This window comes from Desulfogranum japonicum DSM 18378 (genome assembly GCF_000429945.1).
GTDB lineage: Bacteria > Desulfobacterota > Desulfobulbia > Desulfobulbales > Desulfobulbaceae > Desulfogranum > Desulfogranum japonicum.
Genome location: NZ_AUCV01000005.1, coordinates 112,625 through 128,765, shown reverse-complemented (window position 1 = coordinate 128,765; position 16,141 = coordinate 112,625). Strand labels below are relative to the sequence as shown.

Here is a 16,141-nt window from a genome sequence, read left to right as displayed (position 1 = left end):
CATTGATTTTCCTGAAAAAACAAAACATGAGGGAAAAGAATTTTCTCCGACAAACTCCTGGTGGCCAACATTTCTCAGTGTATATTTTGCAGTGGCAACATACGGACTCAGGGATGTCAAATTGATGATGGTCTCACCCGGTGCCCAAAACATCATGTGCTGCCAACCTGCAAAAACAGGTAAAGGGTACCGTATCAGACATCAAATGAGAAGCAAAACTGACAAGAAGAGTCTCCATCCCAAGAGAAGAAGGTAGAATGCCTGACTCGAAACGACACGCCAGGATCGCGGCCTTAAAATCTATGACAAACTGACAAGTTCATAAAGCTGGCCAGGAAGTTGGCGTATCACGCCAGCCAGTTCCAGTTCCAATAGCAATCCAGGCAAATCGATGGCAGAATAGCCACTGCTTCTTCCCAGGACATCAATGGAGAGCGGATATGGTTCCATTTTTTCGAGCAGTTTCTGTGCACCAGGACTCAAAGCCTGTCCATGGTCACCACTTGCCTCCTGTCTTCTGCACAACTCAGTCTCGTGAAGATCAAACAACTGAAGTTCAGTGACAATTTCACCTGCATTCTGCGCAAGAAACGCTCCTGTTTGAATGAGACGGTGGCACCCTCGACTTTTAGCTGAATCAATTCTCCCTGGAACTGCAAACACGTCTCTCCCCTGATCCAGAGCGAGCCGGGCAGTGATGAGAGAGCCAGATTTTTCGGTTGCCTCCACGACAACTATCCCTTTTGAAATGCCGCTGATAATTCTGTTACGCATTGGAAAATGGAACCTGCTGGGTTTGCTGCCAAGTGGAAATTCAGAAAGCAATACTCCCTTTTCCTTTATTTGTGCATACAAATCCCTGTGTTCTTGGGGATACGTGACATTCACACCGCAGCCGAATACGCAGATGGTGCGCCCTCCAGCTGCAAGAGCACCTCGGTGAGCCTGAGCGTCTACACCGTAAGCCCCTCCAGAAACTACACAAATGCCTTGAAGGGAAAGATCCTTTGCCAGGGTTGCACTGATTCTTTTGCCATAGGAAGTTGCACTCCTGGAACCCACTATGGCAACACGTGGAAGGCGAAAAGACTGCAGATCCCCCACGGCATAGAGTAACAATGGAGGGTCTGCAATATTTTTCAATTCCTCAGGATACAAGGAACAACATTGGCCGATGAGAGAGCAATGATTTCGTGAAAGCGCTTCCAACTCATGTTTTGCACGTTCCAATGCACGTTCTTTATTTGATCTGTCTTTAAAGGCGTTGAGAACACGGGGAGCCAATCCAGCCGTTTCCAGCCAGCTTTCTTCTAAAAGCTCCCCGGGTGATTTACAATGTTGAACCAGCCGGTTACGTGCAGAAGTTCCCAAGCCATCCAGAAATAACAAGGTAAGCCATTCAATGGCATGGGAACAGATATGCACAATGCGCCTTACGAATAATCAACACAGGACTCTCTCAGCTAACACTTTTCTCAATCTCAAGATTCCACCTACATGCATTGAAAAAAATGAGTCGCCCTTAAAATGACGAACAGGCTGTCAATCAATAATAAATGCTTCCAGATCAGAACTGCGAGATGGGTGCCTGAGCTTTTTAATAGCCTGGGCTTCTATCTGCCGGATACGCTCCCTGGTCACAGAAAAGCATTGCCCGACCTCTTCCAGCGTGTGATCGCAGCCGATCTCAATGCCATACCGCATACGTAACACTTTTTCTTCTCTGGGCGTTAGGGATCCCATAACTTTACACAAGCAACGTTTTAGGCTTTCTGTGATGGAATTCTCCTGTGGATCAGGATGAGCATGATCTTCGATAAAATCGCTGAGCATGGCATCCTCTTCCTCACTAACAGGAGCATCGAGAGAGATTGCATCTTTAGCGGTTTTCAAGGCGATATTCACCTTTTCCACATCAGTTCCGAGCTGCTCTGCCATCTCTTCAGGGGTAGGCTCCCTACTCTCCAACCTCTGGAAATCTTTAGAGAAACGTAACAACCTGTTTATGGTTTCAATCATATGAACGGGCAGACGTATAGTTCTCCCCTGATCGGCGATACCTCTGGTCACCGCCTGCCTGATCCACCAGGTGGCATAGGTTGAAAATTTGTAGCCACGCTGATAATCATATTTTTCCACTGCCTTCATGAGACCGATATTGCCTTCCTGGATCAGGTCAGGTAATTGCATGCCTCGATTGAGGAATTTTTTAGCGACGGAAATTACGAGTCGCAGGTTAGCCCGTACCAAAGCTTCCTTTGCCTGCTTGGCCATTTCCCGTCCCAACTCAATTTCCTGCTGAATTTCCATGAATGCAGTCCAGCTTACGCCTATGGTTTCAGCGAGTTCCAGAGAGATATGCCGTTCAATTTCGGCCGGGCTGACCTCATCCTCTTTTCCATTGGATGATTTTTCACGCCGGGCTGCCAGCAACTCCCTCTGCTGGGCCACAACTCTGACCTTATTGAACTTCATACTCAGCTCTTTCACAGCGTCAGCCACTGAAAGAATGCCTTTGGAACAGAGGCGATGCTGTTTAAACAAATTGGAAATCTCCCAACCGACCGCAAGAATTTCCTCGACAAGTCGCTGTTCCATTTCCCCATCACCGGCATTCTTCTTCAGTTCCAGAAACAATTCCCGGCGTTTTGCATCCAGCTCATTGGCCTCTTCCACGTTGTCCAGCAAAGAATCCCGGACCTTATTCAACGCTTTGTCATCGTTATCGGAAACACCACGGACCACAGTGTTTATACGTGTACTCCCGCGTAGAATATTTTCAGCCAGATCATTCAGTGCTGTAATACCAAGGGTCAATCGCAGTACAGCATACTGAATTCGCGATTCACCATCCTCAACCATTTTTGCCAGCTCAATCTCTTCTTCATGACTCAGCAGCTTCTGGTTGCCCATTTCGCGCAAGTAAATATTCATTGGGTCCAAGGTTGTCCCCATCCCGCGCCTGTCAGTTCGCCGGCGATCTTTACCCGAACGTCTGTCTATACGGGTACGGCGATCTTTGCCATCATGGCTGACCGTTTCAACGGTGTCTTTTTTCTTTGTTAACGAACTTCTCTCATTGTCTTTTGTAGGCTTGGCTTTTTTTACACCCTCGTTGTCGATCAAAGTATCCAACCTCAAATCTTCATCAAACTGATGCTCTGTTTTGTGCATTCTCGCTCCCCAGGATAACAGCTCCACTCATAAAAAAAGCTACCGTCGCCTTTTCCCGACACAAAACAAGAAATGTGGGAAAAAACAGCTGCGAACAAATCGCCTGTGACACTCTCCTAACAGCATAAAATCACACACTTTTTTCTCCAGCCCTCCCCCCTTGACACCTTCTCTAGGGTCTCACTCCATCCGAAGAGTACCAGCATTGTACATTTTTTCAATAGGTTATCTTAATAACCCTTTCTTTTTTTGCCCAACAGCATCTTTTTGTTTAAAAGTTCCATCAACAGAGAAAGATCGCCAGTTCTCTCTGCTTCATTGATCTGCTGCTGCAAGACATTTCCGTTTTTTTGATAATTGACTTCTTCTATCCAATGCAACAACTCTTTGAGCATGGATGCTTTTACAGAATCCCCATCTTCCGGATCAGCATATACAGATACAGAAGTCAGCAAGTCAGCTATGCTGCTACGTACGGATTCGTCAGTGGTTAACTCAAAGATGCGCTCAGGATCAGGGGCGTCCTCCAAACAAAATTTCTCAAGTATTTCAAGAAGTTGAACAGCCACCCCCCCTTCTATTACAGCTGTCAGTCCCGCCTCAGCCAGATCTTGATAACATTCTGGATGTAACAACAAAAACTCGAAGAGTTGCCGTTCTTTTTTCTGGAGGTTGTTAGGGATTACTCTCGGTTCAGGAATGGGTACTGTTGCCGGCAGTGTTTTTCCACCGTCTTCAAACAAAGACAGATCCGTTCCTAATTTTTCACTGAAATGAGCTTTCATCAGGCTGCGCTGTGTGGAATCCTTTGCATCTCGCAATAAGGGTTTTAAGTCCTCCACGATTTTCGCCTTGCCTGACAAGGTCAATCCATATTCCTTTACCAAGGTATCAAAAACGAACTCTGCCAAGGGTCTTGCCTGCTCAACTCGCTGTTGAATACCTGCTGGGCCTGCTTCCCTGACAAAACTATCGGGATCGTGTCCTTCGGGCAGAAGTGCAATCCTGCACTCCAGACTTTCCGCTAAAAAGTAGGGAACACTTCGCATCGCAGCCTTCAGTCCAGCCGTGTCGGCGTCAAACAACAAAACCGCCTGATCACAATAGCTGCGCATCTGCCGAACATGATGGGGGGTCAACGATGTTCCTAACGGTGCCACCACATTATCGACACCATGGACAGCCAGCATCAGAAGGTCGAAGTTCCCCTCCACAACTATAGCTGTTCGCTTTTGCCGTATCGCTTCACGATGCTGATACAGGCCAAACAGCAGTCTGCTTTTTTCAAAAACAGGACTCTCCGGCGAATTCATATACTTGGGTTTTCCATCCCCCAGTATCCTTCCACCAAATGCTACCACCTGGCCTGTCATGTCAAAAATTGGAAACATGATTCTCGAGCGGAACCTGTCATAATAACCTCCCCGCTCTTTCTTGACAGACAGCCCAGCCTGCTCCAGTATGTCTGTTGCAATGGATTTCTTTTGTAAAGCCTGGGTTTGAAAGGCCCATCCAACTGCCTGTGGAGAAGGCGCAAAACCCAGCCGATATCGCTTTATAAATTCAGAGGGTACCCCGCGTTGCTCAAGATAGGCCTGAGCAACAGCCGCCTCCTTACCGCTGACAAGACACTGTTCATACAGTCGAGTGGCTTCTTCGCAGGCTCCGTATAGATTTTCCTTGATTTTGAGGCGCTTCTTCTCCTGCTCTGTCATCTGCCGTTTAGGCATATCAATATGATATTTCTGGGCGAGCTTTCTCAAAGCCTCGGGAAAATCACAGTGGTGGTATTTCATCATAAAGGAAAATACATCACCTGACTCGCCGCAACCGAAACAGTAAAAAAACTGCGCTTGCGGGTTCACTGAAAATGAGGGTGTTTTTTCATTATGAAAAGGGCAGAGACCCACATATCTGTTTCCTGCTTTTCGCAGTTCAACATTTTCACCGACGACCTCTACAATATCTGCAGCCTCTCTTACCTGGTCTTTAATGTGCTCATTTATAGGTCCGACTTCCATTCAGCCTCAACGATATTGTCATTTTGTTGGTAATAAATCTTCAATTACGGTAAACTGTCAGCATCTGAATTATCCATGGCTTGAAGCAATGTTCCGCTACCGAAAAGTACCCTGTCATCGAGAGATCATAAACAGGGCAACATCGCCCTGAATTCTATACCTCTACACCAGGTGAACCCCAGCCGGCTGGAATCAGACACAGAAACACTCCACTGGAAGATACCACAAAAAAACTGCTCTTGGCTTATAATAGTTCATGTGTACTCCGATATATTCCTTTACGCGTATATCCTCTCTGAGAGAGCAACGTGCGCCTGAAAGTACATGTGCTGCCGCACCCCAGCCCCAGGCAGATGTAAACAAGCACCCATAAAACATTTTAACGGACCACAATAATGCAGGACATCGACCATATCCTTTCTCTGGAGTTACGGAAGGAAATCGCCGACCGTTACTTCGGGCTGCGTAAAAGCATTGAAGATGACATTCAACGCTATGACGAACAGCTTAACGCTTCCCTGGATACCATGGAAAACACCATAGGCTTTAATCTCATCCGCATATACACCCTTCTTCACTTTTCAGAATTAATTAAAAAATTTCAAGAGCTTACAGGACTAAGCAGCACACTGTTCTTTGATCCCTATCTTTTGGAATCCAACACGATAAAGCAACGCATATTCAACAAAGCCGAGAAATCATGGGCAAGAGGATTCACCAAAAAACAAAAATTCACAAACCTTCTTTATGCGCTGTATCAAGAATTATATCAGGCGATTGATGAATATCGTCACTCTCTGGAGCAGCTTATGGAAGAAGAAGAGACCATTGCTGAAGAAATCAAATTATTTTATCGGAACAATGATCTTTCTACTATCATGGGATTTCTGCGCCACCTGGATCGCGACACACCCCATGACGGTTTCATGGCCGGTGATATTATGGTTGGAAGAGACAAAAAACTTGATGACAAGATGCACATTCAGCCCCCTCAGAAGCCTGACAGTGTTCTGCCCGTTATTCCAGCCCTGCCCCCTTTGAAAGAAATCAAAAAACAGCTTGCTCACCTGGCACATCGGGCTTTTGACCTCCAGGGACATCCCGATACAGGTCTCCTTTTTCAACACAGTTGACCCCTACATTCTTTACTGATTTTTCTATGACATCCCCTATTCTTGCTTCCTGTTCAGTCATCCTGGGCCTGTTTCTTCTTATTGGAGGCGGAGAACTCCTTGTACAAGGAGCTTCCCGCCTGGCAAAAGGTTTCGGTGTATCAGCCTTTGTGGTGGGCCTGACCGTGGTTGCGTTCGGGACTTCCGTACCGGAATTATTTATCAGTCTCACTGCATCGTTGCAAGGACATGCGGATATCATGATAGGCAATGTTATTGGCAGCAATATTGCCAATGTGGGGCTTATACTCGGGTGCTGTTCTCTGGTTGCCCCTTTGAGGTTGCAGCTCAGGGACGTCTGGAATGAACTGCTCATCGTGGTGGGAGCAAGTGTTTTCCTGATGTTCTGTAGTGGATACGGTTTTTTCCCTCGTATTGTCGGAATTTTCTTCACCCTTGCCATCCTCTCCCATACGGCCTTCACATACCTGAATGCCAAGAACGGCAGAAAACTCGATGGTAAGGATACTCCAAGCCTGACACGGGGTGATACCGTCTTACTTGTTGCCAGGATTATCATAGGACTTGGCCTACTGGCCCTGGGGTCTCACATGTTTATAAACGGAGCCATCACCCTGGCACGTATTATAGGGGTCAGTGAACTGATAATCGGCTTAACACTTGCTGCGGTGGGTACATCCCTGCCGGAACTCGCCTCGTCAATAGCTGCCCTGCGTCACAGAGAGACCGGCATGCTCATCGGTAATGTGATTGGTTCCAATATGTTCAACCTGTTGATGGTCCTTGGTATAACAGGTGTTATAAAACCATTCACAATTGATCCCAGCCTGTTAACGCGGGACTTACCGATCATGCTTTTTTTCACTCTTATCCTGATCCCCATGTTGCTCAGGGATGGTACAACCAGAAAGTGGCATGGAATCATCCTGCTCTGTATGTATACCGGGTACTGTGTCAGCCTGTTGTAAAGGGATAGGCTCTATCTAGTATCTATCCATAAAAGACTTTTATTCTCAAGTTTAGGTAGGCAAGGAACAAGACTCCGAGAAAAATTTTTATGTAAAGGCACTATTTATCCACCCATTGCTGCAACTCCACCTGAGGAAATGTGCAGGTGCCATGGAGATTCACATCGCATGTTCCTCGAATGTCCACCCCCTGATAAATAACTGAAACAGGCCTATCAGAGGACACAACAACCACGATGATATTATCATGTTCAGCGGTAAATCGAAGTGCAGAATTATAACGGGCGCCCCTTGCAAGATCCTCTCCTGAAAAAGCCCGACCATCCAGCAAACATGCAAAACCATGAAGATGCCGGTCAGCTCCAATATGCAATGCTCCATCCACTTTTGCCAGGGACTTTGCCAGGTTGAGCGTGTAGGGTCGCCGAAGATCAAGAGACGGAGACAATTTCTGTCCTGAAATCGGGGTTGGTTTTTTATTCAGATCCAGCACCACTGTACAGCCATGTTTTCTTCCCTGCGCATGATGGACAAGACTGGTGGCTATTTTAAAAAGAAAAAAACTGTCTGCCTCCTCCATATCCGATTCAAGCAGCAGTTCTTCCAGCTGTACCAGTTTGGCATTATATGTTGTTGATCCGAAACGACCATCTGCAAAGCTGCAGACTCTGCTTTTATTAACCTTTAAAAAGCCATATCGCCCTTTAAAATCAGCACAGATAGAAAACGGAGGTAACTTTATTGAACATACCCCAAGAATGGAGCGTCCGTCACTCACCAAACGACGGTTTGACTGCTCCACGGAAAGAAGGAGCTTACGGACATGCTTATTGTTTGCCAATTGGGGCCTGGCGCTGTCCTTGAATTTTACAAGAAACTCCAGGGAGTCGACCATGGTGGGATCCACGATCAATAACTGCCCTTCGGGCCATAGCCCTTCCTCCCTTGTTTCAGAAATACGAAGAATGGCATCCAGGACAGGGTATACACGAATCAACGTATCCCATCCCAGCAACATATTCATTTCATCGACGATATGGTCTCGCACAGCATGGGTAGCATACTCACGGAGAAAGTACCCCGAAATACCGGTATACAGGTCCTTATCGTTGGCTAAATCATGGGAAAAGCGCCACACAGCATGCTCCAGCCATCTTTCCGTGGGTCCGGTGGAACACAGATCCGGATGATGATTTGTAAACCAATGCTGATAAAACAGTGAACCGGAATACCCTCCATAGGAAAGCAGTCCTGCAAGGCCCAAATCCTTTTCCGGATAAATCACTGCAAACTGCGTTTTATCATACGGAAGGTTGTATTTATATCGCCATTGTTCATTATCAACGAACATGGCTTTAAATATCAATTCATGTCCGCGAAGCAGATTTTGCGGATCACACAACATCAACGGCTCTTTGGGGCCAAGGGAAAACAGTACGGCAGCCTTACTTGGGCCGGAAAAATGCGTCAACCCTTCACTAAGCCCATTTAAAATATCACTGACGCATCGATGAAGAAAAGACTGCTCAATCCGGCACATTCTCAAGGTGTTCCTCCTTGCTTATATTCTCAATAGTGTTTCTCCTCCGAAGAACAGCATCCCTGAAGATGTTCCGGAAAAAAACCATCCGTAGCCGTTAACCAGGACGCAACGATTTGTCACAACCCAACCATTGCAACAAAAAACCGGTGTCAACAAAAACACAAAGGTAAAACGGTGCGTAAAACCCTGTCATCCAGAAGAGACTGCCGGCCATCAGAGGTATTCATGGTATCGATTACTGCATTGACTTTAGCACAAAGAGACAAATATTACCTGTACAATTGGATGCTCAATAGCGCATTCCATATTTCCAACAGCCTGTACCTGCGTTCCTGCCGGCCAGGCAACTCTTTGATTCTTTCTTCTGCGTAAAGGAGAGAAACAATGGCTCATACATGTACCACTTGTGGCGCTGTCGCAAATAATCCAGAAAACATCTGCAAGCCAAGCAAGACTACAAACAAAAGTTCCTTTTGTGGTCACCACACCATTGATATTGAAAATGTATGCGCAGACAAATTGAGGAAAATGCAATATGTCTGTGACGGTTGTGGCAGAGTTGCTATGGAGAAAGACCATCTCTGTAACCCACATTTCATTGACGCTTAACCAAAGTCAATCCAGATCAGGAGGTTGCCTGGGCAATAGGATTGTGCGCTCAGATCGGGGTAAATCTGAAACAATACCACTGGCATTCACATGACATTCCGTGGATATTTTTCATATTTAACAAAAATATGGGCGGAAATAACACCCTCAGACCGCCTCTCTGATCATCTCCGTCTATAAATGAGGAGTTTCACGCCTTGGTATACGGTCGCAAGTATGATATATACTATCCAGTCAATTAAACAAAACACCGAGAGAGAAGGGCCTCCTTCCTCCCTTTACCCCTGGTAAAAAATATTACTTCATATAATACAATGGACGCCCAAATATCCAGAGAACTGGTCAATATTCTGAAAAAAAATGAAATCTCTGACTATGAAAATGCCTTTGAGCGCGCATTTGAACTGACCAAAGCGTATGCCAGTTCTTCCAATGCACAGGCCTCGGCCATCCCCACAGTGTTTGAAAAACTCTTTGAACTTTTTGTGACAGGAGAAATTCAGGGATAATATAACAGATTGCCGGTCTGTTTTTTATCTTGTAACGGTTGTAAAGCCCCGGCCCAGAGGGGGACCAGGGCAACTGAGTTCAGACGTAGAAAAACCAACAATCTGTAAAGCGCATATCGGAACTTTTGACACCGTTTTCACACTTGAACTTCCGGCGTATTCTCCGATTCATTTCCCCACATTCAGAGTCTTTTTTGCTGTTTCGCTTCAGGCAACTCTCTCAATTTGATTCTGAACCTGGTTCTGAGTCAGGTTTTATATACGGGACTTTGAGCAACGCAATCCCCTCCTGTTCCAGCATTTTTTCCTCTTGCTCAGTGGCAACTCCTCGAATGTTCCGTTTTTCCTCCACGCCATAATGCATTTTCAACGATTCTGTGGCGAGGTTTGCACCAACATCCTCAAAATTATCTTCAACAAAACGACTGACTGATTCCAGATAACGAACTAGCTCCTGGCCACCTGAATCCTCTTTAACAGGCACCTGCGCTTGTGATGGCCGCGAACTGCTGGACGCTTTATGGTGATACGCAACAGGAGAAAGAATCTTATGGACCTGACAGCCGCCACAATTGGGACACAAAACCAACTGTTGAGACAACTGTTCCTCAAAACCGGCACGACTGGAAAACCAACCTTCAAACTGATAGCCACAGGGGCATTCTAGATCATAGACGATCATAAAAAAATGCTTACTTTCAGAGATATTATGCAGATTTTTTTATGGAAATTTCCTTGCCAGGCAAAATAAGGTGCAACAGGACACCTACAATGGCTGACAACCCTATGCCCTGGACAACGAATCCCTTGGCTCCAAGGGCCATGTCTCCGATGCCGCATACAAGAATAAGACTGACAATAACCATATTGCGAGGTTGTACCAGATCAACCTTTTCACGGACCAGTGTGTTCATGCCAATAGTTGCAATGGTACCAAAGAGCAGGAGCATAATCCCACCCATTACCGGGGTAGGTATGGTACCCAGTAAGGCACCCAGCGTACCCGAAAAAGAGAGAATAATGGCAGTGATGGCAGACCAGGTCATGATGCCTGGATTAAAAGCTCTGGTAAGAGTCACAGCTCCGGTAACTTCAGAATACGTGGTGTTTGGCGGTCCACCAAGCATTGCTGCCAAAGACGTGGCCAGGCCGTCCCCAAGCAGAGTACGATGTAATCCGGGCTTATCAAGATAATTATTGCCCGTAACCCCGCTGATGGCGAGCATATCACCAATATGTTCGATGGCTGGTGCTATGGCGACTGGAACTATAAAGAAGACAGCTTGCCAATTCAGTTCAGGATACTGAAAAGCTGGAACAGCAAACAGGGGGGCTTTCAGGACTGGAGAAAAATCAACCAATCCCATTGCCAAAGCTACCAAATACCCTGCAGTAATACCTATCAGGATCGCAACCAACTTCACAATTCCCCGCCCCAGAAGAATTGCAAGAATGGTGGCCATGAGAGCAACCAGAGCAACACAGACGGCTTTTCCCTGGACATCTCCTCCACCGGCTTTTCCAAGTGCCATACTCACTGCCACAGGAGCCAGGTTCAAACCTATTACCATGATAACAGGACCAACAACCACCGGGGGTAGAATTTTCTTGACGATATTTCTTCCCCGCAGTTTGATTATTCCTGAAAGCAGAATGTAAACCAGACCTGCGGCAAGCAGACCACTCAGGGTTGCCGGAATGCCCCAGTTCTCTACCCCTGCCTGAATCGGGGCAATAAAAGCAAAACTGGATGCGAGAAAAACGGGAACCTGCCTCTTGGTCACTACCTGAAATAACAGTGTACCTGCCCCGGCAGTAAACAGGGCTACGTTGGGATTCAGACCAGTCAGTATGGGAACCAGCACAAGAGCCCCAAAAGCTACAAAAAGCATCTGCATGCCAACCAGCATCTGCTTGCCCAAACCAATCTCCATGTGCTCTGAGCTCATGCGTCACTCCTTTGTATCAGTTAACCAAGCTATTTGGTGCCAAAAATTTTATCTCCTGCATCCCCCAAACCTGGAAGAATATACCCATCCTCATTCAGCTTTTCGTCTATTCCTGCCACATACACATCAACATCCGGATGCTTCTCCTGCAACCGGGCGATTCCTTCAGGAGCAGCCACCAGAAATAACCCGATGATATCTTTGCAGCCAGCCTTTTTCAGCATATCTATGGTGGCTATCAACGTTCCACCCGTCGCCAGCATGGGATCAAGAATCATGGCCTTGCGCTCATCAATATCCTGAACCAATTTTTCAAAATACGCGACAGGCTGAAGAGTTTCCTCATCCCTGTATAAGCCGACAACAGAAACTTTTGCAGAAGGTACGGCTTTGAGAACACCGTCCATCATGCCAAGTCCTGCCCGCAGAATTGGAACTATGGTAATCTTTTTCCCCTTAATCTGCTCAACCTGCACAGGGCCTGACCAGCATTCAATGGTGACTTTTTCTGCCGGAAGGCTCCTGGTCGCCTCATAGGTGAGTAACATCCCGACCTCTGATGCGAGTTCACGAAAATCCTTTGTTGAGATATTTTTTTCCCTGAGTAATCCAAGCTTATGTCGAACCAGGGGATGCTTTATTTCATATACTGCCATAGTGGCCTCCTCTAAATATTACGTAATCTGATGTGCTGAGTATGTAGCATGGAAAGAAAGATCCATCCATAGCAAAAAAGAAACCGGATGCGTTATGATTCCAGGTTTCGGGTACAGGTAATATTCCTCGACGTTTTGGGTGTATGTCCCATCTCTTTTCTGCCAATCATCAACATTGCCTGAAACACCAAATTCATATTTTCGAAACACGAAGCATTCCAAGATCTCAAACATCGAACGATCAAGTCGTCCCACCGTCGAACGATCAAGTCGTCCCACTGGGGATAATTTTAGCATAATATCGACATTTCCATTGCATTCTTTGTGCTGACTAGACAATAATGGGCAATTGTTGAGTCTTGTATTGCCATAAGGCGCCTGAAGAAAGAAAACTTCTTTTTAAAATTGCTCCAGGCATACTCAGAAGAGGCGTTTTTCCCGCAGACCTTGTCTCACCCAGGGAGCCCCATGTCATCTGCTGAAAAAAGAAAGGTTACCAAAAGGTCTCTGTTTTCCTGGGTACTTTATCGACACCGGGGGCTTCAACTCCTTTTACTCCTGATTATAGGAGTCAGCCTCTTTTGCCGGGTTTTTCCCCTGGAGATGCAGAAACGTATCATTAACCAGGCGATTTACCTGAAAAAGGTTGACTTGTTGTTCCTTTACTGCGGACTCTATATGGGAGCAGTCCTGCTGGCAGGGATTACAAAATATATAATCAACGTGATGCAGGCTGCAATCGGTCAGAAAATACTGGTCGAAATGCGAACTGAACTTTACCGCCACGTTCTACAGCTGCCCTTACAATTTTACCGTAGAATGCAGCCCGGTACAGTCATCTCAGCCATGACTTCCGAACTGAATGCCATAGGCACGTTCATTGGCGGTGCTATCACCATCCCTCTGACCAGCGTGCTCAGTTTTCTGGTCTTTCTGGGGTATATGTTTTCACTAAGCCCTCTGCTTGCTCTGCTCTCTATGGTGGTATACCCTCTGGAGCTGATTACGGTTCCCATCCTGCAAAACAAGTACAACATTTCTAATCGTAAAAGAATCAAAACGACCAGGTCCATGTCAAACGTGGTCAATGAAGCCATAAACGGTTTACACGAAATACATTCCAATGCCAGCTTTCCTCTTGAAGAAAACAAATTCGGTACATTAACTCAAAAACTGTACCGCATTATAAACCGGCTTAATTTAGTCAAGTATGGTATTAAATTTACCAATAATCTGTTTCAATCCATAGGCCCGTTCATTCTTTTTCTCATCGGCGGGTACCTGGCTATTCAGGGAGAATTTACCCTCGGTGCTCTGATTGCCTTCCTCACTGCCTATGAAAAGGTATATGATCCCTGGAAGGAACTCATTGAATATTACCAATCTCTGCAGGACACCAGGGTTAGGTATAGACAGATCATGAGAATTTTTGACCAGGATCTCGAATATCCGATGTTTCCGGGAGATCGGCCTCCACTTTCCCTTGCAGGCAACATTCGCACAAAAAACGCAGGTTTCACAGTGGATGACGGCCTTAGCCTGCTTAATGATATTAACCTTGATATACGTCCCGGAGAACTCATAGCACTGGTGGGTTTCTCTGGATCGGGCAAATCGACCCTGGCTTTGCTCCTAGCTCAACTCTACTCTATCAACAGAGGGTACATCTTTCTCGATGATGTCGATATCACGACATTGACCAAGTCCGATATAAGCAGCAACATTACCATGATTGCCCAGCATCCATTTATTTTCACAGGGACAATTCGAGAAAACCTGCTTTACGGGGTACATGCTTCCGGCGAACAAGATGTTACACCTTCCCGCAAAAAACTCCTGCAAACCATCTACGACGTAGGCCTCAAGGACGACATTCTCCATTTTGGATTCAACATGGTTCTTCCACCGGAGCGTGTTCAGCCAATCAAGTCACATCTCATGCGGATGCGGCAGATCATCAATCGAGAGCTGAAAAACGAATTCTCCAAGGTTATTGAGCCATATACCCTTGATTCCTTTCTATATTATTCCAGCATCAGAGATAATCTTATTTTTGGAGACAGCCTCAGTGGGAAGTATACAACTGAAAATTTGGCAACCAATAGCGAATTCCGTTACCTGACAGAGGCCAACAAACTCTACCAACGATTAATTGATCTTGGCCTAACCATTGCCCAGGCAACAGTAACGATGCTCAGGGATGTTGGAGATGATGATTTCTTTTTCCAGGGAAGTCCAATGGAGCCACGTGAGCTTGAATATTTTCAGGATATGCTCAACAGTTCCAAAGGCAAGGTTCCCTCCAGTAAAAATGCACAGAACGATCTCCTTTGCCTGGCTCTTCGATTCATTCCCGGCAGACACAAAATCACCACTATTTCCCATGATCTACAGGTTGATATCGTGCAAGCGCGTCATACCTTCCTACATGATATTGTTCACCTGGATTTTAAAGCCTGCCGCAGCGCAAGCGAGCATTTAAGCAATGATACGACTTTACAGCCACTTCCTATTTACCAGAATCACCCCGATTTCATAGCCTATTGTCCCTCACAATACCTCTACAGCCACAGCCTGAAGGATAATATTCTTTTTGGCGCTGTAAAAAAAGAACTCCAGGAGCACCAGGATGTCCTTGATCTTTCTCTTCGTTTTTTTGAGCAGGAAGGCCTGGTTGATGAAATCCTTGATGTGGGTCTGGATTTTGAAGTAGGCAGCCAGGGGGACAGATTGTCCGGAGGACAAAAACAAAAAGTCGCCATAGCAAGGGCCTTCCTTAAAGATACACAGATTATGATTCTGGACGAAGCTACAGCAAGTCTTGACAATAGTTCCCAAAGACGCATCCAAAATGTACTGGAAAGACAATTCCGCGGCAAAAAAACAGTTATCTCTGTCATCCACAGGTTGGATCTTGCCCCTGGATACGATAAAATTTATGTACTTAAATCAGGTTCCGTCATTGAACAGGGAACCTATGATGAACTGATGGCGAAACAAGGTGCATTTTATGAACTCACACGGGCACAATAAAACAACCGCCCAAGGACAGACATGTCAAATCCAGGAAGCGCTGTCCTTTTTGCGAAAGATGCCTCTTTTTAAAGATACTCCGGTTGACATTCTGCGCTTGTTTGCCTACCTAAGTGAGAAAGAGTATTTTTCTGCACGATCATCAATTATTATCCAGGGCCAACCCTGCCAAAAAATGTACTTGATAGTTTCCGGGACAGTGGCAATCTGTGATGAATATAACGGTCGAATGTATAATCTTCAGCAATTGCCGTCAGACGAGATCAATTACTTTGGTGAACTGGCTCAGCTCGCGCAATTTGACTGTTTTTTTTCAGCATGGGCAGAAACCGACACAACGCTTCTCTCCATATCGCGGGAAGCCTTTCAAAAAGTTATGGAAAAATATCCTCAGGCCTACGGTAAAGCCGTTGAAAAAATTATAAAATTACATATTAACCGTTTTGTTGATCAAAATCGAAAGCTCATTGAAAAAACAGAACTCGAGGCCATGCCCGACGGTTCATTTCTCTCACAAGATGAAAGATAATTTTACATCCCGGCCCC

12 protein-coding genes are annotated in these 16,141 nt (G+C 45.9%); 5 read left to right on the top strand and 7 right to left on the bottom strand.

What is annotated here, in order from left to right; translation table 11 throughout:
• Positions 1-300: 300 nt before the first annotated feature.
• The 3 genes from dprA to dnaG all read right to left on the bottom strand — a co-directional run bounded on the left by dprA (position 301) and on the right by dnaG (position 5,195).
• Positions 301-1,425 (bottom strand): DNA-processing protein DprA, encoded by a 1,125-nt coding sequence (dprA, locus tag G493_RS0106155; RefSeq protein ID WP_051309057.1) that lies wholly within the window; start codon positions 1,423-1,425, stop codon positions 301-303.
• A 117-nt stretch (positions 1,426-1,542) separates the two neighbouring features.
• Entirely contained in the window at positions 1,543-3,174 is a 1,632-nt protein-coding gene (locus tag G493_RS28070) for a sigma-70 family RNA polymerase sigma factor (protein WP_084813446.1), read from the bottom strand.
• Positions 3,175-3,404: 230 nt separating this feature from the next.
• Positions 3,405-5,195: a DNA primase gene (dnaG, locus tag G493_RS28065; protein ID WP_035273815.1), complete on the bottom strand. Its 1,791-nt coding sequence runs from the start codon at positions 5,193-5,195 to the stop codon at positions 3,405-3,407.
• A gap of 395 nt (positions 5,196-5,590) precedes the next feature.
• On the opposite strand from dnaG, the gene G493_RS28060 reads away from it, so the two are divergent.
• Both G493_RS28060 and G493_RS0106135 read left to right on the top strand, forming a co-directional pair.
• Positions 5,591-6,328 (top strand): hypothetical protein, encoded by a 738-nt coding sequence (locus tag G493_RS28060; protein ID WP_051309056.1) that lies wholly within the window; start codon positions 5,591-5,593, stop codon positions 6,326-6,328.
• A gap of 26 nt (positions 6,329-6,354) precedes the next feature.
• The gene (locus G493_RS0106135; protein ID WP_028579671.1) at positions 6,355-7,296 is read left to right on the top strand and encodes a calcium/sodium antiporter; all 942 of its coding nucleotides are present in this window, start codon (positions 6,355-6,357) and stop codon (positions 7,294-7,296) included.
• A gap of 100 nt (positions 7,297-7,396) precedes the next feature.
• Here G493_RS0106135 and G493_RS28055 read toward each other — a convergent pair whose 3' ends face one another.
• Positions 7,397-8,836 carry a DNA integrity scanning protein DisA nucleotide-binding domain protein gene (locus G493_RS28055; protein WP_035273813.1) on the bottom strand — a complete coding sequence of 480 codons (1,440 nt, stop codon included), beginning with the start codon at positions 8,834-8,836 and terminating at the stop codon, positions 7,397-7,399.
• Between the two features lie 926 nt (positions 8,837-9,762).
• Here G493_RS28055 and G493_RS0106120 point away from each other — a divergent pair.
• Positions 9,763-9,957: a hypothetical protein gene (locus G493_RS0106120; protein WP_028579669.1), complete on the top strand. Its 195-nt coding sequence runs from the start codon at positions 9,763-9,765 to the stop codon at positions 9,955-9,957.
• A gap of 220 nt (positions 9,958-10,177) precedes the next feature.
• On the opposite strand, the gene G493_RS0106115 is transcribed toward G493_RS0106120, so the two are convergent.
• The 3 genes from G493_RS0106115 to upp are packed head-to-tail and all read right to left on the bottom strand — an operon-like array spanning position 10,178 to position 12,562.
• Complete coding sequence (locus tag G493_RS0106115; protein ID WP_028579668.1) at positions 10,178-10,639, bottom strand: DUF1178 family protein; 462 nt, start codon at positions 10,637-10,639, stop codon at positions 10,178-10,180.
• 25 nt (positions 10,640-10,664) lie between these two features.
• On the bottom strand, positions 10,665-11,906 hold the full coding sequence (locus G493_RS0106110; RefSeq protein WP_051309055.1) for a uracil-xanthine permease family protein: 1,242 nt from the start codon (positions 11,904-11,906) through the stop codon (positions 10,665-10,667).
• 29 nt (positions 11,907-11,935) lie between these two features.
• A complete protein-coding gene (gene upp / locus G493_RS0106105; RefSeq protein WP_028579666.1) occupies positions 11,936-12,562 on the bottom strand; it encodes a uracil phosphoribosyltransferase in 627 nt (208 codons plus the stop codon).
• A 468-nt stretch (positions 12,563-13,030) separates the two neighbouring features.
• On the opposite strand from upp, the gene G493_RS0106095 reads away from it, so the two are divergent.
• Both G493_RS0106095 and G493_RS0106090 read left to right on the top strand, forming a co-directional pair.
• Positions 13,031-15,595, top strand: coding sequence for an ABC transporter ATP-binding protein/permease (locus G493_RS0106095; RefSeq protein WP_028579664.1), 2,565 nt, complete (start codon positions 13,031-13,033; stop codon positions 15,593-15,595).
• Complete coding sequence (locus G493_RS0106090; protein ID WP_028579663.1) at positions 15,573-16,124, top strand: cyclic nucleotide-binding domain-containing protein; 552 nt, start codon at positions 15,573-15,575, stop codon at positions 16,122-16,124. Before G493_RS0106095 ends, G493_RS0106090 begins: the two co-directional genes overlap by 23 nt.
• The last annotated feature ends 17 nt before the right edge of the window (positions 16,125-16,141 follow it).